Source organism: Rhodococcus gordoniae, from assembly GCF_001646655.1.
GTDB classification, from domain to species: domain Bacteria; phylum Actinomycetota; class Actinomycetes; order Mycobacteriales; family Mycobacteriaceae; genus Rhodococcus; species Rhodococcus gordoniae.
In genome coordinates, this window is sequence record NZ_LPZN01000017.1 from 1 (window position 1) to 20,663 (window position 20,663).

General features: G+C 65.1%; 20 protein-coding genes and 2 pseudogenes. 6 read left to right on the forward strand and 16 right to left on the reverse strand.

The annotated features are described in order from the left end of the window. From A8G18_RS09330 to A8G18_RS09345, 4 genes are all read right to left on the reverse strand, one after another. The coding region (locus A8G18_RS09330; protein WP_064063653.1) for an SLC13 family permease at window positions 1-870 on the reverse strand (870 nt) is incomplete at its 3' end. A 29-nt stretch (window positions 871-899) separates the two neighbouring features. Beyond that, the gene (locus A8G18_RS09335; RefSeq protein WP_064063654.1) at window positions 900-1,550 is read right to left on the reverse strand and encodes an AmiS/UreI family transporter; all 651 of its coding nucleotides are present in this window, start codon (window positions 1,548-1,550) and stop codon (window positions 900-902) included. A gap of 120 nt (window positions 1,551-1,670) precedes the next feature. Further along, entirely contained in the window at window positions 1,671-3,083 is a 1,413-nt protein-coding gene (locus A8G18_RS09340; RefSeq protein ID WP_064063655.1) for an Asp-tRNA(Asn)/Glu-tRNA(Gln) amidotransferase GatCAB subunit A, read from the reverse strand. Next, window positions 3,073-3,255: a hypothetical protein gene (locus A8G18_RS09345; RefSeq protein WP_064063656.1), complete on the reverse strand. Its 183-nt coding sequence runs from the start codon at window positions 3,253-3,255 to the stop codon at window positions 3,073-3,075. Before A8G18_RS09345 ends, A8G18_RS09340 begins: the two co-directional genes overlap by 11 nt. A gap of 715 nt (window positions 3,256-3,970) precedes the next feature. Between A8G18_RS09345 and A8G18_RS09350 the strand changes: the two genes are divergently transcribed. Next, window positions 3,971-5,074 (forward strand): hypothetical protein, encoded by a 1,104-nt coding sequence (locus tag A8G18_RS09350; protein ID WP_084421645.1) that lies wholly within the window; start codon window positions 3,971-3,973, stop codon window positions 5,072-5,074. A gap of 342 nt (window positions 5,075-5,416) precedes the next feature. Here A8G18_RS09350 and A8G18_RS09355 read toward each other — a convergent pair whose 3' ends face one another. Further along, window positions 5,417-5,974, reverse strand: a complete 558-nt coding sequence (locus A8G18_RS09355; protein WP_064063657.1) for a hypothetical protein — start codon at window positions 5,972-5,974, stop codon at window positions 5,417-5,419. Between the two features lie 122 nt (window positions 5,975-6,096). On the opposite strand from A8G18_RS09355, the gene A8G18_RS09360 reads away from it, so the two are divergent. The 3 genes and pseudogenes from A8G18_RS09360 to A8G18_RS09365 all read left to right on the forward strand — a co-directional run bounded on the left by A8G18_RS09360 (window position 6,097) and on the right by A8G18_RS09365 (window position 7,603). Further along, a complete protein-coding gene (locus tag A8G18_RS09360; RefSeq protein ID WP_064063658.1) occupies window positions 6,097-6,669 on the forward strand; it encodes a hypothetical protein in 573 nt (190 codons plus the stop codon). Window positions 6,670-6,718: 49 nt separating this feature from the next. Then, window positions 6,719-6,927 (forward strand): annotated as a pseudogene (locus A8G18_RS23335) (IS5/IS1182 family transposase); the annotation flags it as partial. Window positions 6,928-7,030: 103 nt separating this feature from the next. Next, a complete protein-coding gene (locus tag A8G18_RS09365; protein WP_064063659.1) occupies window positions 7,031-7,603 on the forward strand; it encodes a hypothetical protein in 573 nt (190 codons plus the stop codon). Between the two features lie 175 nt (window positions 7,604-7,778). Here the strand turns inward: A8G18_RS09365 and A8G18_RS09370 are convergent, their stop codons facing one another. Further along, entirely contained in the window at window positions 7,779-8,039 is a 261-nt protein-coding gene (locus A8G18_RS09370; protein ID WP_245207816.1) for a hypothetical protein, read from the reverse strand. Window positions 8,040-8,086: 47 nt separating this feature from the next. Then, window positions 8,087-8,650 (reverse strand): hypothetical protein, encoded by a 564-nt coding sequence (locus A8G18_RS09375; protein ID WP_064063784.1) that lies wholly within the window; start codon window positions 8,648-8,650, stop codon window positions 8,087-8,089. Window positions 8,651-9,059: 409 nt separating this feature from the next. Here A8G18_RS09375 and A8G18_RS23340 point away from each other — a divergent pair, with 409 nt between their 5' ends. Further along, entirely contained in the window at window positions 9,060-9,779 is a 720-nt protein-coding gene (locus A8G18_RS23340; RefSeq protein ID WP_245207817.1) for a cold-shock protein, read from the forward strand. A gap of 1,163 nt (window positions 9,780-10,942) precedes the next feature. Here the strand turns inward: A8G18_RS23340 and A8G18_RS09385 are convergent. The 4 genes from A8G18_RS09385 to A8G18_RS09400 all read right to left on the reverse strand — a co-directional run bounded on the left by A8G18_RS09385 (window position 10,943) and on the right by A8G18_RS09400 (window position 13,707). After that, on the reverse strand, window positions 10,943-11,377 hold the full coding sequence (locus tag A8G18_RS09385; protein WP_064063660.1) for a hypothetical protein: 435 nt from the start codon (window positions 11,375-11,377) through the stop codon (window positions 10,943-10,945). 319 nt (window positions 11,378-11,696) lie between these two features. After that, window positions 11,697-11,876, reverse strand: coding sequence for a hypothetical protein (locus A8G18_RS09390; protein WP_016933627.1), 180 nt, complete (start codon window positions 11,874-11,876; stop codon window positions 11,697-11,699). An 81-nt stretch (window positions 11,877-11,957) separates the two neighbouring features. Next, window positions 11,958-12,872: a dihydrodipicolinate synthase family protein gene (locus A8G18_RS09395; RefSeq protein ID WP_064063661.1), complete on the reverse strand. Its 915-nt coding sequence runs from the start codon at window positions 12,870-12,872 to the stop codon at window positions 11,958-11,960. Window positions 12,873-12,918: 46 nt separating this feature from the next. Beyond that, entirely contained in the window at window positions 12,919-13,707 is a 789-nt protein-coding gene (locus A8G18_RS09400; protein WP_064063662.1) for an aldolase, read from the reverse strand. Between the two features lie 128 nt (window positions 13,708-13,835). On the opposite strand from A8G18_RS09400, the gene A8G18_RS09405 reads away from it, so the two are divergent. Then, window positions 13,836-14,441: a helix-turn-helix domain-containing protein gene (locus A8G18_RS09405; protein WP_026003175.1), complete on the forward strand. Its 606-nt coding sequence runs from the start codon at window positions 13,836-13,838 to the stop codon at window positions 14,439-14,441. Between the two features lie 272 nt (window positions 14,442-14,713). Here A8G18_RS09405 and A8G18_RS09410 read toward each other — a convergent pair whose 3' ends face one another. From A8G18_RS09410 to A8G18_RS09425, 5 genes and pseudogenes are all read right to left on the reverse strand, one after another. Next, window positions 14,714-15,337, reverse strand: coding sequence for a hypothetical protein (locus A8G18_RS09410; protein ID WP_064063663.1), 624 nt, complete (start codon window positions 15,335-15,337; stop codon window positions 14,714-14,716). Window positions 15,338-15,464: 127 nt separating this feature from the next. Next, on the reverse strand, window positions 15,465-16,649 hold the full coding sequence (locus A8G18_RS09415; protein WP_064063664.1) for a low temperature requirement protein A: 1,185 nt from the start codon (window positions 16,647-16,649) through the stop codon (window positions 15,465-15,467). Further along, complete coding sequence (locus A8G18_RS09420; protein WP_064063786.1) at window positions 16,649-17,341, reverse strand: SDR family NAD(P)-dependent oxidoreductase; 693 nt, start codon at window positions 17,339-17,341, stop codon at window positions 16,649-16,651. The genes A8G18_RS09415 and A8G18_RS09420 overlap by 1 nt, the downstream gene beginning before the upstream one ends. Window positions 17,342-17,628: 287 nt before the next feature. Further along, window positions 17,629-17,711, reverse strand: a pseudogene (locus A8G18_RS23035) (alpha/beta fold hydrolase); the annotation flags it as partial. Between the two features lie 159 nt (window positions 17,712-17,870). Next, a complete protein-coding gene (locus A8G18_RS09425) occupies window positions 17,871-20,600 on the reverse strand; it encodes a helix-turn-helix transcriptional regulator (RefSeq protein ID WP_245207819.1) in 2,730 nt (909 codons plus the stop codon). Window positions 20,601-20,663: the final 63 nt, after the last annotated feature.

The window sequence follows — 20,663 nt, forward strand, 5'->3', positions numbered from 1 at the left end:
ACGCGACACGACGGAGTCGCCCTCCAGGTGCGCGAACGCCGCACGAACAAGCTGTTCGACGCCGAGGGAATGAACGACCTGAACCGCAACGGTCAGGCCGATGGCGAGAGCCAGGGCTGTCCACGGGATCAAGCTCGGGCGCAGAGCCGATCGGTCGGTGACCGCGAAGGCTGTCACGAGCACCATGGCCGCCGCCGACGTCGACCACCAGAAGGGGATCGACGTCGCGAGCAGCGGCAGCAGTATCACCATGACGATCCCGGCCAAGGGAAGCAGCGGGTGCGATGAAGCCGGTGTGCCGGGCTCGCGCGACGCTACCGGGGTTCCGGTGGGTGTGCGTAGGCGCCTGCGGAACACCATCCAAACGAATCCCACTGTTACCGCGAGCGATGCGGCTGCGGGCATCGCGGCGACTTTCACATAGTGACTCGTCTCGTCGAACAGTCCCGTCTCCATCGCCAGCAGATTCGTCAGATTGGACACCGGAAGTAGGAGCGATCCGGTGTTGGCGATCCACACCACGGTCAGTGCCAGCGGTATCGGATCGTTGCCGGCCCGCCCGGCGAGCGCCAATACCAGGGGTGTCACGAGAACGGCGGTGGTGTCGAGGGAAAGAAAGATCGTGGACACCACAGACAGCAGCACCACCAGAATCCATAGCCCCGGTCCGCTGGCGGCGCGTCCTCTGGCCGCGATTGCGGCGACCCGGTGGAACACCCCCGCCCTGGCAGCAAGGTTGATCACGATCGAAATGGTGGCGAGGAACAGCATGATCGGGCCCAGACGGCCGACCAGGTCGACCATCTGAACCCGCGGCGCAAACAGTGCGTATGCGATCAGCATCCCGATCAGTACGGCCGACAGGGCCACTGATCGCATGGGTCCTCCACTGTAGATTGTCAGGTCGTCGTCACGGACGCGCGGTCGCGGGTGGTGGTCGATCGATAGCGGCGCCGAGCATCGGCGACGTGGAGAACGTAAACGATGACGACGACGATCTGCGTGACAGCGACGGCAAGTACCGGCGTGTCGTCCCACTTCCCGGTAAGCATCAGCGCAGCGGGGATGCTCGCAGTGGACAGCGACTGCATGACTGTGAGCATTCCCGTCGCCTTGCCGGCCCATTCCGCTGCGGGGGTGGTCAGGGCGAGGAAGAAGGCGGCGAACAGCACGGCCCATGCCAGCCACAGCCAGGCGAGACGAGCGTCCCCGAGCTGAACGAAATGCACCATCGACAGGAAGAGGGCGACCGTCCCGGCCCAACCGCAGTACCAGCCAAGGCCGGCGCCGGGAGCGTTCGAGAGCGAGTTGATCGCGACCGTGAGGTAGGTGAAGCCGAACAATGCGAACCCTCCGGCCGCCACCGCCGACGCCAGCCCGTCGGGCGAGGCACTGTCCGAGGGTAGGAGCAGCACGAGTGCCGTGCCGACCAGCAAGGCGCCGGTGAGGAGATTGATCGCCACGGCCGATCGCGGAGTGACCCTGTCGAGGAAGACCAACCCGTTGGCCAGGAGCACCGCTCCGACGAACAACAGCGCCACGGGGACCATGTGACTTCCCTTCGATGAGGAGAGGAAACACCCCACTCGAACCGGACGGCCGGGCGCCGTGCCGGAAGGCATCGGCAGGCCGGATATCCGGGTCGAGCAGGTGCAGTGGGTCGAGCAGGCTCAGAGGAGCACGGGAGGAGTCCGATCCCCCATCGGTCCGCCGGCTTCGATCGCCTTGCCGACGTTGAGCACAGTGCGCTCGTCGAAGGCCCGACCGATGATCTGGAGGCCGACGGGCAGATCACCGTTGAAGCCCACCGGAACGGACATCGCGGGCAGGCCGGTCAGGTTGCTCGGGCCGGTGAACCGGATGAATGAGTCGATGAGATCGACCTTCGTTCCGTTGAGGTCGGCCTCGGACGATCCGATGTCCGGAGCCATCACCGGCAGGGTCGGGGCGATCAGGACATCGACTTCGGACAGGGCCGCTCCGAAGTCGTTCTTGAGTTGGCGCCGAACCTGCTGCGCCTGAAGGTAGTCCACCGAGGAGAACAGCTCCCCCAGTTCGAACAGGAAGCGGATGTCGGTCCCGAAGTCGTCGGCCCGGTGCACAAGGTCGTTGTGGTGAATCGCTGATGCTTCGGACAGGCTGGTGGCCAGTTCGGCCCATTCCGAGTAGCGCAGGGTCGGGATCTCGACCGTCCGTACCCGGGCGCCCCGAGACACGAGCTCGTCGATCTGGGCGCGTACGAGTCGTTCGATCTCGTTGTCGACGTCGCGGAAGTAGTAGTCCTCCTCGACGCCGATCACCAATCCGGAGACATCACCGGTGAGATGGGAGGTGTAGTCCCCCACCGGGACATCGACCGCTGTCGGATCCGCACGGTCGAACCCGGCGATCACCTGCAGCATCGCCGCGGCGTCGTCCACGGTCTTGGTCATCGGTCCGATGTGATCCAAAGTCCATGCGAGGGGGAAACATCCGTCCTTGGGGACACGACCGTGCGTCGGCTTGAGGCCGACGATGCCGCAGACGGCGGAAGGAATCCGGATCGAGCCGGCGGTGTCGGTGCCCAGGGTCGCGTAGGTCATGTGCGCCGCGACGCCCGCTCCCGAGCCGCCGCTGGAGCCCCCCGGCACCTTCGCGGTATTCCAGGGGTTCTGGACGCTGCCGAAGTGCGGACTGTTGTTGTCGATACCCCATGCGTATTCGTGCATGTTGAGTTTGCCGGTCAGCACGGCGCCGGCATTGCGGAGACGGCGCACCACGGACGCGTCCTCGGTGGGCACGAAGTCCTTGTGGATCTTCGATGCCATCGTGGTGACCTCGCCACCTACATACAGATTGTCCTTCAGCGCCAAGGGAATTCCGTGGAAGACCCCGCGGTAATCGCCTCGGCCGATCTCTTCCTCGGCACGTCGGGCATCGTCGAGGGCGTGCTCGCGGAAACTGATGTAGGCGTTGATCTCCGGATTCAGCGCCTTGGCGTGATCGAGTAGCGCCGTGGTGACCTCGACCGGAGACACCTGCTTGCTCTCGATCAGGGGCGCGAGTTCGGTCACCGACTTGGTGACGAGTTCGTCAGCGGACATGGTCGCCTCCCGGGATATTGCGAACAGAAATGTCCGCGTCGTCGACTGCCACGGCCCCGAGGTCACCGCGTCGCTGCACGATCTCGGCCCACTTGGACTCGAGCGCGGCGATCCGATCCCGCGGCGGGCATATGCCCTTGTTCGCCAGAAGTTCCTGTACCGACAGTGCCATGACGACACGCTCCTTGTAGAAGGGTGACGCTCTGGGGTGGACGCCCCGGAGGAACAAATTCAAATGAAATATTTTCACTTGAATGTGTTGCGGAGACCGTATGTGAGGCGCAGCACAATGTCAACGACTCGGCGCATCTGAAAACTCGGTGAGCGTCGGCGTGTGACGGCCCGAATACGGGTGAACTCCTGGTAGGTCGGCGAGTGCTTACGTCCCTGCCCCTACCAGGAGCCCACTTGCTGCTCCGGTGTTCCCACCCGTCAGCAGTGGGATGCCGCCGCCACAGCTTCCAGAGCCATGCCCGGCAGCGGCAGCCCCATGACCACCTCGGCGAGCAGTTGGTCTTCGATTACGCTTCGCGACATCGACTCAGTTCTCCTTCGTGGGGCGGGGTTGCTCGATGGCGGCCGGCACCGGCGCAGTGGTGGGGAGCCTGATCGGCTGCGGTGGATTCCGAATGGCAGTTCCGACATCACCGAGCCCGGCAACCACCGATACCGAGTCCGTATCTGCGTCCGAGGCAGAGATACTCGCTTCGACGGCTATCTCGACGGCGACCCCGTCGAGGATTACCTGATTCAGATGTGGCGGGCGACGAGCGTGGGAGCCCCGCGACAGGTCGAACACACATCGGGTCGGTGACCTGACGCCGCGCGCCGCGGCGTCAGAATCGTCCGCCCGTCACGGTCGCGGTGGTAATGATCTACTGGACGCCATGACGGCACGGGACACTCCGGCGAACCTGACCGAGACACTGCCGGCCGGTCCGCGCGGTCGCCGTCTTCTCCTCGAATACGCGCAGATCGCCGACGACCGTACCCGCGACGGGCATACGCAGGACTCGTTCTCGTCGGGCGTCTTCTACGCCACCTACCGCATCGACATGGCACGCGGAACCGCAGGCGTCCTCTACGGGCCCGGCGCCGACCGACCCCTCCCGAACATCTCCCCCGGCGACGTAGCGCGACGATTGGCGAACGTGCCGCTGCCGGACGTGACGGAAAAGGACCTGCGCACCGTGCTCGCCGCCACCACCGACTCCGCCCGATACTGGCAAGAACCCGACGGCGACGACATTCTCGCTGCGACGGAGCCGGTGCGCCCGCAACTGCGACGCATCGCCGAGCACCTCACCGCATCGGAGCGCACCCGGTGGTGGACCACCGGCATCGTGCGGGACGAGCAGTGGTCACTGGGCTGGGTCGAACCACACGCCAATGTCCCTCGGGTCGGACACGCGCTCGCCACCTGGCGCGAGAAGGTCGTCACCGAGGAGAAACGAGCAGCACGGGAACGCCCCACCAACCCGACGGCCAACTGGTCCGGGGTGTGGTGGTCGACGCCGCTCGGCGTCCCGTGCTCCACACGAGCACTGGACGACGGCTCACCCGCATGCCTGTGGTTCGTCGAAGACTCCGGAGGCGAGAACCATACCGGGGCACGGCGACACATCGTTCCCGACACCGTCGACGTATTCGAAATCTACGGCCTCGACGACTGGGCGCAACTCTGCCGGCGGTTTCCACTCGAGGTCACCGCCCAGAAACGTCACGACTGGTACCGCACCACCGGCCGCGACGGAAAGTGGGTTCTGCCCGACTGGCGGGCCGTCGCCGAGGTGTACGGAGGAGTGCACCTGACCGTGGCCGGTTATCTCGCCGCTGCGGGCGCTGCCATCGACGTCGATGGTGACACGGCGTCGGTGATCGCGGGCTGGGCACCCGACGAAACGTTCTGGCTCACCGACGACGTCCACGCCGACGGCGACATCGTCGACTGGGTGCGTGATACCCACACCGAAACCTGGTCCGAAGCCTGACCGCCCGCTCTACGACAGTGGCACCGGAAACCGACACGTTCGCGCGATACCGGCGTCCGCAGGTTCGACGACGTCTTGCGCACCGGGGCACGGTCTTTCGGGCAGTCTCATCGGTATGACGCCGTTGGCAATCGGGTTGGTCGCGCTCGTGGCGATAGCCCCGTGGGCTGTCGGTCGAACGACAGCGCGACCGCACCCGATCCACACATCCATCCTGATTATCACGGTGATCGCCTTCGCAGCGCTACAGGATCGCGATACGAACCGCCGACAGACCGGTCGGCCCCAGGGGTCGCCGTCCAGCAATCAACTCAGCGCTACCGCCGTACCTGCGGGCAGAGCTCAGAAACGTTCCACGAATCGATACCAGTCGCCGCTGTACTGCTCGTACCCGATGTCGCCGTCGTGGCGGGGCTTACCCAGATACGGCGCGCCACCGGGCAGATACGCAAGTCCGATCGGGTCGATCAGCCCACCTTCGATGTAGAACAGACACCCACCGTCGACGGGTTGAATCCGCCGCACCTGATACACCCCGATCCGCCGACCGTCCCAGGACGGCGCACATTGCGCCGACGCTGCGACCAAAGACCCCTTCGACACCGCAAACGCCACCGTCGACGGAACCGACCACACCACCAGCACCGCGGTGGCAAGCACCAACGCCGGCGCGATCGCGGTCACGCGCAGAGCGCGAAACTTGAACCAGCCGACCAACCCGACCACCAACCACACCGCACCCAGGATCAGAAGAACCCAGGACGCCAGAGCAAACCACGGAAAGAACACCACCGGCGGGACGAACGTCCATACGATCACCCCGCACACCAACCCGACAAGGACCGCGGTCACCCCCGACAGCACGATCCACCAACGAGCCGGACGCCCAGCGACAGTCATGACTCACCTTCGCACGAACCCTCGCACCAGAGCGCAACCGCCGGACTGTGTCGGGCGAGCGGACCCCTCCAGCGGATCCACGAAAAGCCAACATCGATCCGGCAATCGGTACCATCCGAACCATGAGCGTTCGAGCGGCGACCTTCTCGGGGATCCTTGCTGCCATCCTGGCCGGCTGCGCGAGCACAGACACCCACGCGGGCACCGATCAACTCGACCCGCCCACGAGTCCCCCGCCACCCAGCGAGCAGTCACAGCTCTATGCCACCGCCCTGCACCACCTCATCCTCGTCGACAATCCCTTCGCGACAGCACCGACCCCGATCGGATCCGTCTACATCGTCGACGGCCCTGCCTCACGCAGCGCACACATGTTCACCGTCGCCGACGGGCCACCGTTCGACACGGAACTGAAGAACGAGATCAGCGCACAGTCCGCGGATCTGCCGCCGGTCGAGTTCACCGCCGATCCACAGCAGTACGCAGATCCCGCACGGCAGGGCCTGACCGGGGTCGCACACGACGGCGTCATCGTCGGCCTGTCCCCCACCTGGCCGCAGGACGACGGAACAGTCCACATCGGCGCGGGACTCTGGTGCGGCATCGACTGCGGACTCGGCCTCACCTACGTCCTCGACCAGGTCGACGGGCAGTGGACCGTGACCGGCACAACCGGACCGGTCTCCATTTCATGATTGAAGTTCATGTCAGGCAAGAAGAACTTCACCTCTATCGACGTCGACAGTGACCTGCGCGAACACCCACGGCAGTGTGATGTTGCTGCCGATGGTCACCGCGATCGAAGGTGGTGCGCTCGCATCGGGGGCCGCCCCGCCGCGAGTCCGGCCGGGTTCGGGCGGACAAGGGCTACGACCATCTCGTGCACCGGCGGTGGCTGCGGGCGTCGCATCGCCCGGCGCGGGATCGAGCGCAACAACCGGCTGGGTCGGTACCATGCGACGTGCAGCCATGGGCATGAGAAGACCACGCAGAGCCCTCTCGCTAGGATCTAGCCGTAAACCCGACGGTCATCGGCCCGGGGGAACGGAGTCCACAATGCGGTGGTTGCTGTCTTTCGTCCTCACGGTCGGTATGGGCGCAGCACTACCGCTGTCCGCCCCGGCCACCGCACATGCCTGTTCATGCGCATACGAGCCGAACGGACCGTACATCACCGAACAGATCTCCCGCGCTGCCGCCGCCTTCACCGGCACCGCCACCGGAGAACGCACCGACGGGGATACCGTCTACTACGAGTTCGACGTTCACAGCGTCTTTACCGGGGATGTCGGATCCACCACCGTCGTGTCGTCGAGCACCCAAGGTTCCGCGTGCGGACGTGGATTCACCCTCGGCATCGAGTATCTCGCATTCGTCTCGACCCATGAAACGAAGAACGCACCCTGGTCAATCGAAGCATGTTCTGCGACAACCACATCGACCAACGCATACACCCGAGACGCGGCGCACACCGTGTACGGACCACCTCACCAGCCCGATCCGCAGACACGGCCGATCGGCATCGACGACATCCGCCCCCTGTGGCAGAAATCCCTGCTGATCATTGCGGTAGTCGTTCTCGCTGCAATGTTGATGCATCGCTGGGCCATCCGCGGCAGACACCACTGACGAAGACACCGGTCGAGAACCTATCGCGAGATGCAGCGAAGACCCGCAGCACACGCCACTACACATCGACGAATTACGGCGCGGCGGCGAACCCGGCAATATCGGGGAATAGACCGTCCTGTCCCCCACTGCCTTCCTCTGACGCTTTTGCAGGCCCGTGCCTACGCGGTGCTTCCTACTCGGGTGCACGCCGCGCAAGACTCCACCCGACGCAGTGAACGAGTGCACCGACCAGCGCTCCCAGCACGCCACCACCGAGGACCAGTGCAGCCATGTACCCGTACGGCGAGGGCGCATCGATGCGGGCCGACGCGAAGTCCAGCGGCTGATAGCCGGCGGTGTAGAAATCGAACGGCTGCGAGGCGAACCACCACAACACCGCAGCGCCGGCTATCCCGCACACCACACCGAACCCGGTGAACACCAGCACAGTCACGACCACCGACCTCGGCTGCGGCTGCGGCTGCGGCTGCGGCTGCGGCTTCATGATCCGTCCGTCTCTGAGCCGCCTGATCCGTCCGTCGAGGGCGGGACGTTCTCCGGGATGCCGTATCCGGGCATCTCCCACAGTTGTGCGGGTTCGAGGACGCTACCGTCGTCGGGCCACAACCGCAGCCGCCACACATCCCCAGGGGTAGTCGAACCGGGCCAGCCGTAGTTGACGAAACCACGCCCGGACACCTGCACCACGTACTGGCCGGGCGGCACCGCCACGGTGACCGGCTCGGTGGTCGGGGACGACAGACTCAATATCCCGGGCGCATCGACTGCGAGGCGGTCTTCGCTGACCTGCTGCCACTCCGAGCGATCGGCGGCGGGGCGGCGGTCGAAGACCTGCACCTCCACGATCATCTCGAAGTTGTTCTGATGCGGGCACAACACCACGACCATGGTGCCGTCGCCGGCGCTGGGCTGCTCCGCTTGGGCCTGCTCGAGCAGCTCGAGCTCGTTGTCGATGTCCCCGAGTCCGCCGTCGAGACAGAACTGCCCGTAATCCATCGCCAGCACCACCGTCGACTCCAGAATCGGGCTCGTCTGTGTGTTCATGGCGGTGATCTTGACACGCCTACCCGACACCTCTGCGGGCCCGCACCGATGATCGCAGCCGCATCTCACCAACCACCGGTAGGGATCACCGCAGGTTCCCCTCCGGTCCAGCGCCGTTGATGTGCCGCGCACTGCCGGTGTCGCGCCACCAGGTACCCACGACACGGGTAAACACCACCCTCGTGGGGGCGTGTGGCCGAAATGTAACGCTGGAGGCGAAAGTCCATATGTGGTTATCGGTGGTCCCCGCTCCTTCTCCCTCCTCGGAGCGACGGGGCCGCTCGGTCCGCGCATTCCTCCCCGTTGTGCGTGGGCCGACGGGAAGTCCGGTGGTGCACACCCGGACTTTCCGCACCGCAGTCGTCGCCAGTGTCGGAATGCGGGGATCACCGAGGCGGAAGGAGACGTGGTGCGCACAGCGGTACGGGCCGTCACTGCCGCGGTGATGCTGACTGCGGTCGCAGCAGTGGGGATATGGACGGTCGGTGCTGTATCCGGCCCCGATGGGGTTGCAGCCGGCGACAGTGTCGAGGAAACCGGGGCGGGAGATCACGGCGCGGTGTCGAGTCGAGGTGTGGTTCGCAGCTGGGATCTCGAGCGCATGCAGGGTGTGATCGACGGCGATGAGGTTCCCGGGGGATGTCATGTCGACTTCGCGACCGTTGCGGTGGACGGGTTTCCCGCTCTGACGCCGGGCCACGAGGTGGAGTTCGAATGGGTTCGCGCCGAGAACCCGGCGGCGGGTGTCGAATTCGAATTCGAGTGTGTGCGGGCATGGCCGGCCGGAGAACAACCGGTCCGTCGTCCTGCCGGATTCGGGGCGCGGGTGTGGTCGGTTCATCCCGACGGCCGCATCGAGGAAGAGCACTTCACCGACGTTCCCGTACCGGTCCCGTCTCGGGTGACCGGCCAAACCGTCGGCACGGTCCGGGAGTGGAACGACGAACAGGGCTGGGGAGTGATCGATTCCGACCAGACCCCCGGCGGATGCTGGGCGCATTACAGCACCATCATCGGCGAGGGCTTTCGTACCGTAGCCGTCGGAGCCACCGTGGTCCTCGATTGGGAACAGGTCACCGATCAGGACGGCTACCATTATCGGGCCACCCGGATAGAGCAACCTGGCTGAAACCGGACCGGATGATCGACACGAGATCCCCAACATGGGCGGGTGGGGAATCCGCTACGACGCACAATCGGCTGGCAGCCACCCGATGACCGAAGACGTCAAGGTCGCAAAGCTCCGACCGTGTCGGCGAAGGTTCACCACATGGACGAGGCCGGTCGCGAGGGGTTGCCGGCCTCGCGGCAGGCTTGACGACGCGGCAATGAACGTGCGGCAGCTGATAGGAAAAGGCGTAGCGCGCAGGTCGACAGTTCCCTCGGCCGGGGGAACTTACGGTCGGTCTCGGGATCCGACACGACCTGTTCTGCCCAGGCCAACCCATCATTCAGTTTCAGAACATTGTTTTTCGTTGGTTTTTCTGAAATGGACGCATGCCTCGGAACGGGACAACACGTCGCCTCGGCAACAGTGTTCGGGAATTACGGCGCAAGCACGGACTGTCCCACCGACAACCGGCGGCACTGAGCGGGGCGCACGCACAGACGATCGGGCGCACTCGAGCGGGGGAGACCAGCGGCCGAGTTCGGACCTGGCAATGCATGTCAGTGCCGTGTTCGACCGGCCAGTACAGGACGTGTTCTGCGGGGCCGATTCTTCGACGATCGTCCGCGATCGGTAATCCTTTTCGCCATTCGGGCGATCGAGAGCGCGCGGCGAATACGCTCGCGAGGACCCCCGTCCGAAACGGCGACGTCAAGTCCGGTCGCTGGATCGTGGAACTGCACCGGGCTTCGCCGACGGCTCCGATCAACGACTTACGCTGCACTGAAACGACTTTTCGCTCGGATCAGCCGGTCGCTGCGTCCGGGCCTCGTACCGGAGGACCCCGACGCAGTGACATGCAGCTACACCCGCCCGCAACGAACCCCGAGCATTGGTCTACGCCCCACCGGATCCGGCGCCGCCGCCACTCGAATTGAAGGGAAAGATCGGTCCACGGGTGCCGTCCGGACGCCGCGGCGCGAGGCTCGAATATCCACTGGGCTTTCGATCATCCATGAGGTGGCGAAGGCGGAAACTCAGCCATCGGAACAGCCGGCCGATTCGTGACCGGGTCTTCGGTCCTTCGATGCTTCCCTCATCAAAGGATGGGTTCGATCGAGCAGAGCGCTCCATACCTCCTATGGTAACGACCGTTTCGTTCGACGTTCGGTGGCTTCCGGCGGTCATCGCAACGCCAGACATGTCGAACCTTCGGTGGACATCCGGAAGCTCGGGTTTCCTCGGGCTGCTTCACGGAAACCACTGATGACAGAGCCGATTACCCTCGCTCGTCGACGTCCGCCGCGTAAACGGAACCAGATCCCCAGTGAGACCACGGCAACGACAAGACCAACGATCGCGATACCTGACGGGCCCCACTCCACGACGAGGTCATCGACATGAACGCCCGACGTGAACGCCAGCTCGCAACGAGACCCGACGATACCTACCCACGTCGTGCTGAAGCTCGCCGCTGTCGCCTCCCGCGAACCGGCCTCTGCTGCACCTGGTGTCGCCTGATCGATGCAGACCTCGATCGGCGCGTTGACGAAGAACGCCGCGCCATATACCACCGCACCGACAGCGACGCCGATCAGCGCGACCACACGATAGGCCATCGAACTATGGCTCCCTCGTTGAATCCTTCTGAATGCCAATGGATCCCCTCGCGACATCGGGAGCGCACCGATCGCATCCAACTTATCCCCACGGGGATGGCGCCCTACCTGCCGACCGGCAGACCGCGGGCCATCGGGCTGCTATCGAAGACGTGAATGTCTGGTGTCGTGATGACCGCAGTTTCACAGCACCGACGGCATCGACCTCGAGGTGCGCGACGAGGGCCGGCAGGTGGTGTTCGCGCTGATCGCGACCGGATCCGGAGTCGATATCGATCCGGCGCCGCTGACCGTGCGGGGGTGATCACCTGCGCGGCGGTCACCGAGCACTGAGCGGCGCCGGGTCACGTGTGCCCTGGCGGCGGCGTAGCAGCAGTCCCACCCCGGCCACCGCAGCGCCCAGGCCGACGAGCGCGGTGACCAAGGCCGGGACCAGATGGTAGGTGCCGGTCTCGGCCAGCGGCAGCCACCCACGTCCGAGATCCGAAGAGGTAAACACGCCGATGACGATCGCACCGGCCGTCCACGCCTGCAGTTCGGTCAGCGCGCGGAGCGAACGGCAAGGGAGCGTAAGTCCCTGTCAGTTGCCGCGTGGGACATCTGCATGCGATACACATTCGCCAATGAGGTCGCGGAGCCTGCCCGCCTCGGGATCACCGAGGGGAAGCAGCGGCCTGCGAGGGAGGCCGGCGTCGATTCCGAGGCCCTTCAGACCGGACTTGATCGTGGTGGGCAGCCCCCGACTGACGATCATGTCGAGGAAGGGACGGAGGCGGCGGAAGATGGTGTCCGCCTGTTCGGCATCTCCTGTAGCGACCACGCGGTAGAAGTCGACAATCTCGTGAGGGATCAAGCACGGCGCAGCCGTGCACCAGCCTGTCGCCCCCGCGCGCAGCGCTTCCAGGGCCAGCGGGTTGCTTCCATTGAAGAATGGAAGCTCCCCACCGCTGAGCTCGCGGAGGCGGTGCATGCGCGTCACGTCTCCGGTCGATTCCTTGACCATCGTGATGTTCTCGACATTGCTGAACAGATCGAACAAAAGTTCGGGCTGCATGTCGATGCCGGTCGTGGCTGGGTTGTTGTACACCATGACGGGGATTCCGATGGAATCGGCAAGGGTGGTGAAGTGGGTTCGCACTTCCTCCTCGGTGAGGCGCCAGTACGACGTCGGCAAAGCCATCACTGCCGTCGCCCCGAGACGCTCGGCGATCTTCGCGCGTCGCACCGTACCTGCTGTGGTCAGGTCGGAGACCCCGACGATCGTCGCTACACGCCCTTCGGCGGTCTGGATGGATTCTGTTGCCACAGTTATCCATTCGCTGTGATCGAGGTAAGCCGCTTCCCCGGTGCTACCGAGAGGCGCAATGGCGTCGACACCGGCATCGATCATCCGGTCGATCAGCAGGCGGAGAATCTCCACATTGATCACATCGTTGTCAGCGGTTTCGAACGGTGTCACGGGATAGGCGACGATTCCGGAGACGGTACTGGTCATTGATGCTCCAAGTGTGTTGTGCGGGTGCGTACTGAACGTGGTGGAATTACTTGTTCTCGATCACATCCGGATGTGAGCGCAGTGCTTTGCGGGCGTAGTAGGCGAAATTCGCATCACTGCGTCGCGGGGTGAGCGTCCAATCGTGAGCCTCCTTTGCGAGGCGAGGCGGCAGCGGCTGAATGTCGCCGGCGGCCATCGCGAGCAATTGCAGTCGCGCCGCCCGCTCGATCAGGTGCGCGAGGGAGCACGCTTCTTCGATCGTGGAGCCCGCCACGAGCTGTCCGTGATGTGCAAGCAGAATCGCCCGCTTGTCCCCTAGTGCCGCAGAAATGATCTCACCTTCCTCGTTGCCGACCGGCACCCCGGGCCAATCAGGCAGGAAGGCGCAGTCGTCGTAGAGCGGCGCCATGTCCATCTGCGAGATCTGCAGGGGAACCTCGAGCATGGACAGCGCCGCCACATGAAGTGGATGCGTATGCACGATGCAGTTGACATCCGGACGCGCGCGATACACCCAGCTGTGAAAACGATTGGCAGGGTTGGCCATACCGTCACCGTCGAGAACATTGAGGTCCTCGTCCACGAGAAGGAGATTCCCCTCCGTGATTTCGTCGAAGCCGAGCCCGAGCCGCTGCGTCAGGAACGTGCCCGGCTCCTCTCCGCGCGCCGAGATCTGTCCCGCAAGGCCGGAGTCGTGGCCGGCGTCATACAGCGCCCGGCAGGTCAGTGCGATCTTCTGACGATCGGTCCATTGAGCTTTGGGGATTTGGGTGAGCATCGCCTTCTTGGCGGTATCCATCAACTCGGCCTTACCGAGGTTCATCGTCGTAGACATCCGAGCGCCCTTTCCGTAGACACGAAGACACTATGTAGACGATAGGACACAAAGTGTCCTGCATGCAACCGTCGAAGGGTTTGAGTAGATTTGTCCAGGACCAGGAGGTACAGGAGGAGGGACGAAACGTGACAGCGTTTCTCAGGTCGCATCGGCGCAGAGCGGGTTTGACGCTTGATGCTCTGGCCAGCAGCACGGGGCTCACCAAGAGCTACCTGTCGAAGGTCGAACGGGGGTTGAGCACGCCATCGATCGCGGTTGCACTCAAGATCGCTCGTGCACTCGATACTGATGTGGGCCAATTGTTCTCCGAGAATCCCGACGAGACGGTGATGACAGTGGAACGGCACAACGAGCGTGTGCAGATACCGGAAGACGCCTCGACCAGTGCTGCCGTCTACGACGCGATGGCCACGCGGATGGTCAGGAAGTCGATGCAGCCGTTCATCGTTCATCCGACCACCGAAGCCGGCTCCGAGTACATGGAGCATGCGGGAGAGGAGTTCATCTTCGTCCAGAGTGGAGTCGTGGAGGTGACGATCCCGAACCGAGTGATCGTTCTGGAGCAAGGCGACAGCATGTACTTCGACTCGAATACACCACATCGCATACGGTCGGTTTCCGACGATCGTGCGGTACTTCTCGTCGTGGTACACGACCATGGCGGTGATCGATCGCCCGACACGACATCATCGTCGAGTCGGCGGCGGTGCGGCCCCGCTCAGGGTGCCTGAGACCGGACGTCGCGCACCGAACCGGATCAGGTGCCGAGTGTGATCGCGCGGGGTTCGGTCGACGGTGGCGCAGGCCGAGGGAACCTCCGATCCCAGGCACCCCACGCACGCCTCCGCACCCGAGACTCGCCGACCGACAGCTACACCGGGCGGTGCACGTCGGCGAGGCGGCGCTTGACGACGGTCGGAGCCATCACCTCCGAACCGCGCGCTGGTCCACCACGAATCGACCGCGCTGGACGACAAGCACCCACCCAGCGCGTTCCGCCCGCTCAGTGCGGCAGCGGATCACCTGATCGTGTCCCCGTCACAGTGAGCACGATTGCCGCCACCAACGCTCCCGCCACGGCGACAAGGACCGGAGCGAGCAGAACCACAGACGGCGCCACCATCAGGGCCGACACCGCCGACACCGCGCACGACACCACGAAGCCCGTCCGGCTGCGGCGCCGAAATATCGACACCGCAATCCCCGCAACGCACATCACGGTTCCCAGCGAGACCAGGCCCGGATCGACACCACCGGCCACACCGGCCGGCACCGTCGCCGCCACTTGGATGATCAGAGGAACCGCGGCGACGGTGCTCGAGATGGTCGCCGCGCGGAAGCGGCTCTCGGCGCCTGCACCACGAAACTCCCGGTACACGAAGAACAGCATTGCGATCATCCAGATCACCGAGACGGTAGCCAGGACCGGAACGACATAAGCGATTCCGTCCGGGCAGCTCCAACTGCCCTGCCCATCGATCCGGGTGAGGAAGCACCCGACCCGGCGCGCCTGCAAGACCTCCACCACCACTATCGCTGCCACGACTCCGAGCCCACCGCCGACGACGCCGCTGAGCGCTGCAGCCACCAACATCGACGCCCACACCGCCTCACGGTCACCGCTCATCGACGTCCTCCCGAATCCCCATACACCTCTGCGTCGTGCGTGGCGGCACTGCTACAGGCACGGACAGCCACGATCACCGCTCGTCCCGGCACATCGGTGATCGGTTCGCGGAACGATCCGACCGACGTCACACTCCAGAAGGAGACCGATATCGGACCTCCTGTGTGGCCCTTCTTCGTTGCACTTCCTGAACGAGAACGACAACAACCAAGACGGTAACAAGAAGCGCGCTGACAGCTACACCCGGCAGAGCCGTGCCGACGATCCCGATGGCGAGACACGCGAGCGTTCCACTCACCAGTGGAGCGCTGATGGTTCGTGTGGCCCGTAGCCGAAGCACAGTTTGGGCAACGAGGTAGAGGGTGGGTCCGCCGATGACCGCACTCATCTGTGCGGACGACAAGCGGTCGGTAGGGTGCGTGATGACCAACTCGTCGCCGACTGCCGTCAGAATGATGCCTGCGATGATCAGGACATGCCCGTAGGTGTAGGAGTCGCGGGCCAACTGTGTTCGAGAAGATGATCGAGCGAGGGCGTTGTGAGCAAGCTCTCGGGTCGAGGTGAAGTACAGCCACCACAAGGCCGCCGTCCCGACAAACGCTCCGCCGAACGCGGTCACAGTCATCACATCGAGCCGAAGATCGACCACGGTCGTACCGGTGATGACGATTGTCTCTCCGAGTGCGGCGATGACGAAGAGCCCGAACCGTTCGACGAAGTGGTCGGTGGCCAGATCCCATGTCCCGCCGGCCAACCGAGGCCGGCCCGGGACACGGAAGTAGAAGAGCGGCGCGCAGTAGTCGAACGCCAGCGCGACGATCCACACACCCACGCGTGCTTCATCACTCGCGAAACCGCCGGCGATCCAGAACATGCCGGCGACGGTCAACCAGATGAGGATCCGGCCGGCCCGTTCGCGTTCGATCGTGCCTTTCGCGGCGACGACGAACGTCAGAAAGAGATGACGGCCCACCTGGATCGAGACGTAAGCGGCAGCGAACAGCAGTCCTTTGCTGCCGAAGGCCTCCGGTGCTGCGATCGCCATGAGCAGACTTGCGAGCATCAGAGCGATCAGCAGGATGCGCACGGCGTTGGTTTCCGGGTCGAGCTCGTTGGTGGCCCACGTGGTGTAGTTCCACGACCACCAGACCGCGAGGAGGATCAGCACCGCTCGGCCTGCGCCGGCCCAGGTAAGGTGCTCCAGCAGCAGGTGTGAGACCTGACTGATGGCGAAGACGAACACGAGGTCGTAGAACAACTCCAGCGGTGCCGCCCGTTTTTCCTCGGAGTCGCCGCGTTGAGCCTGTCGCATCACCAGGGGAGCACCCCGGCGCGGTCGGTGACCGTGCCGGTGGGCGTGTCGGCTCCCAGGGTGGCGATGCGCACCGCTGCCTCGGCGCCGTCCTCGACGCTGTGTCCGACCCGGCCGGTGAATTCGGTTGCAGTCCGGCCGGGGTCCACCGCGTTGAAGCGAACGTCGGGGGTGGTCTTGGCGTATTGCATTGTCAGCATCGTGACCGCGCTCTTCGATGAGCCGTAGGCGGCGAGCGGGTACTGCGACTCGACTCGTTCCGGGTCCTGGGTCATCGTGAACGATCCGAGTCCGCTGGTGACATTGACGACCGAAGGGGCGGTCGCAGCCCGCAACAGGGGCAGGAATGCGTGCGTGACACGCACCAGCCCGAAGACATTGGTTTCGTAGACGAGGCGGATCTGGTCGGCCGTCATGTCCTCGGGTGGGGTGACTTCCCCGAGGATCCCGGCATTGTTGACGAGGATGTCGAGGTGGCCGACCTGCCCGCGCAGTGTCTCGACTGCAGCGTCGACCGACGCATCGTCGGTCACGTCCAGTTGGACGAAGTGGGCACCGAGCCGGTCGGCGGACGCGCGGCCGTTCTCGGCGTCGCGGGCGCCGATCCAGACGGTCTGGCCGGCCTGGATGAGGCGGCGGGCCACTTCGTAGCCGAGACCCCTGTTGCCGCCGGTGATCAATGTGGTTGTCATGTTTCCTCTTTCGTGGCATGTGGTGGTGCCGGTGCCGCGCGTGAAGAAGTGCGTGGAGAATCGGCAACGTTCGTGGTGGAACCTTCGACCAGTTCGAGCATCTGGGGGACGAGGTCCCGCATTCGCGGTGCGCTCGGATGGCTCGAGCAACTCACGGTTCTGCCGACGTTTGTCGGCGTTGATGGTCTCGGCGTTCACCGTGCACATTCCGTGAGGCAGGACCGGATACGCCCTCGACGATGCGTTCTCCATCGGCAATCCTCCTGGGTTCGATTCGGGCGGTCCATGCCGTGGTGGAACATGATCGGCCGGCCGGCGCCCCAACCCTTGTAGAAGATCTCGACCCGTCATCGGTTGTGAGGAAGGGCATGGTGGACTCCTCGCATTCGGCCCGGGTGCCGGGTGAATTGTTGACTCCACCAGCGTCGCTCAGCGCGGTGATAGCAGCCTCCGTCAGTTGACTGCCATGTCATGGCCGTCTACTCGAGTCGGGTCCTCTACAGCACGGCACCCGGCTCGCGGACCCCACTTACCGGGTGGTCGGCGCTTCGGGAGGCAGAGCGTCGAGAGCGTCTCGGAGAGCGGCACGGGATGTGATCCCCAGCTTCGGAAACAACCGATAAAGATGTGACGAGACGGTCCGCGGTGACAGGAAGAGTCGCGAGGCGATCTGCGGGTTCGACAGCCCCGTTGCTGCGAGCCTGGCGACCTCGAGCTCTTGTGGCGTGAGTCTGGTGCCGACATTGCCCCGGGAAGCGCGCGTCATTCCCGTGGCGCGAAGCTCAGCCTTCGCCCGGGCCTCCCAGGTCCGGGCCCCGACCCGCTCGAACTGGGCACAGGCAGCGTTCAGCTCCACCCGCGCGTCACGGGTGCGTCCTCGTCTGCGCAGTTCTTCGCCGTACGCCAGATGTGCGCGGCCTACCTCGAAGGGCCAGTGCTCGATGGCCGGGAGCGCGAGCGCCTCCTCGAATCGTCGGACCATGTCGTCGGGTTCCGACGTCATTGCGGTGACTGTCGCCACGCTCAGCGCCCATCGTGGTGACAGGCGGTCGACACCCGCCGCACGCAGCGCGTCGGCGTGCCGCCGCGCCTCCGCACCGCGCCCGGTGCGTAGTGCCGACTCGACGAGGTCCGGTGCGGACCAGAGCGCTTCGGGGTTGAAGGGTGGTAACACGCCGGGCGGGCAGATCGCCGTAGCGTGCTGGAAGGCTGTGTCGAAGTCAGCGGCGCCGATGGCCGCGCGGGCGGCTGCCTGGTGGGCGCAGTTCTCCAACCGCCGTAACCTTCTGGGCTCCGACCAGCTCCAGATGTGCTGACAGTGGACACGGCACGCATCGAGGTCGCCGCGCTGAGCTTCGACCATCGCCGCGATGTAGCGACCGACCTGGCCGAACAGGTGGTAGCCGGTCTCCTCACACAACGTGATGAGCTCGGCGGCAGCGTCGGCCGATGACTGCCACCTGCCGCTGTGCAGGTCGTCCAGAGCGACGAACATGAGCCCCGGCATGCTCGCGCCGACCGCGCCGTCATCGCCGACGATGCGAGAAACAGCCTCACGGCAGCCTGAAAGCCGGTCGAGGTACGAGGCGGCCAGGGCAGTGCGAACGACGATGTCGGCGTCGGTCTGGTCTTCGAGGTGGGAGATCTCGTCATCCAGTCGACGAAGCATGTCGTCCGTGACGGACCCTGGGGCGTAGTGGACGCGGCCCATGGACACTGCTGCCGCGGGCGAATCCTCGGGAAGCGGGCCGAGGATGCCGATCAAGGGCTGCCAATGCTCGTCGCGTCCCGAGTAGTGGCTGGCGAGGGTCAGGGTGAAGAGCGCAGTCTCGAGTTCGCCACGTGGCAGCTCGGAGGGGTCCAGGTTCTCCTCGATCAGCTTCATCAACAATGCGTGGGCGGTATCTGCATCCCCCTCGGTGACGAGCACCAGAAGGGCAGCGGCCGCGGCCGTGGCCAGCGCCTCCGGCGGGTTCCCGTGCATCTCACGCATGATCTCGTGCGAGGTGTCCAGTCGGCCGGCCACCCATGCGGCGATGTACGCCGCTCGGGAGAGGCGGCGTGTTCGGTTCCCCGAGTCTGGAGTCAGTTGGGCGGCGCGACGCAGACGAGCGACGGCGCCGGCAGCGTCACCGCGCCGCAGACTGCTCTGCGCCGCGGTCTCGACGACCGAGGCCACCACTTCGTCGGGCACCGTCGTGGCTCGCGCGAGATGGTCACCGCGGCGTTCCGGTTGGTCGAGGAGTGCCTCGGCCAAGCGGTGGTGCGCACTGCGACGCTGTTCTCCTGTGGCGCCGTCGACCACCGCGGACCTGACCAGCGGGTGTCGGAAGCGAATGGCGCGACCGTTCTCGGCGACCTCGAGCAGGTGGTCGCGTTCTGCAGGAGCGAGCCCGTCGAGTGTGCTCGGTCCACCAGCCACTTCGAGGAGCCCGAGGTCGCCGGAGCTCTCGAGTGCCGCGAGCAGGAGTAGGTCGCGGGTTCTCTGCGGTAGTTGCTCGATGCGGGCTGCGTACAGAGCGCGGACATCTCGCCCTTGCCCGCTCGTCCAACACGATCCACGCAGATCCGTGTCCCCGGACACGCTGGTAGCGCCGGCGAACTCGAGCAGAGCGAGTGGGTTGCCCTGAGCTTCTCGTGCCACCGTCTGCAGAACCCGGGGAGGTAGATGATCAAAACTTGTGGAGAGCAACCGCAGTGCGCCCGCGTCGTCGAGAGGCGCGATCGCGAGCTCGGTGAGGCCGATCGACCGGAACACTTCGTCGGTCTCGGTGCGCCAGGCTCCGAGAAGTCCGATTCGGCGGCCCGCGAGCCTTCTGGCGACGAATGACAACGTGGATCGGCTCGCGTCGTCGAGAGCGTGGAGGTCGTCGACGACGACCAGGAGTGGTTGTTCCTTCGCGGCCTCGCTGAACAGCACCAGCGCCGCGTTCAGTACGGCGATCCGGTCGGGTGTGGGGCCGGTGCCAAGGCCGATCGCGACCTCGAGGGCCTCTCGCGGAGCATCGGGCAAACCGTTGATCTCGCGAGGGAGCGAGGCCACGAGTTCGTGGAGACCCGAGAAGCTGATGTCCGTTTCATACTCGACGCCACTGCCGCGGATGACCCGCATCTTCTCCGTGAGCGCAAGGTCGGCGGTCGCGTCCAGGAGCGCGGTCTTCCCCACTCCCGGATCTCCGGTGAGGAGGGCTGCGGCTCCATCCGTCGCCGCTCTACCCACGAACTTCGTGAGCTCGGCAAGTTCGCGGTCTCTCCCCACCAGTGCGGTCGGATCGACCCCTACCCTCGCCAATGTTGTCCCGCCTCGTACTCATCGTGGCCC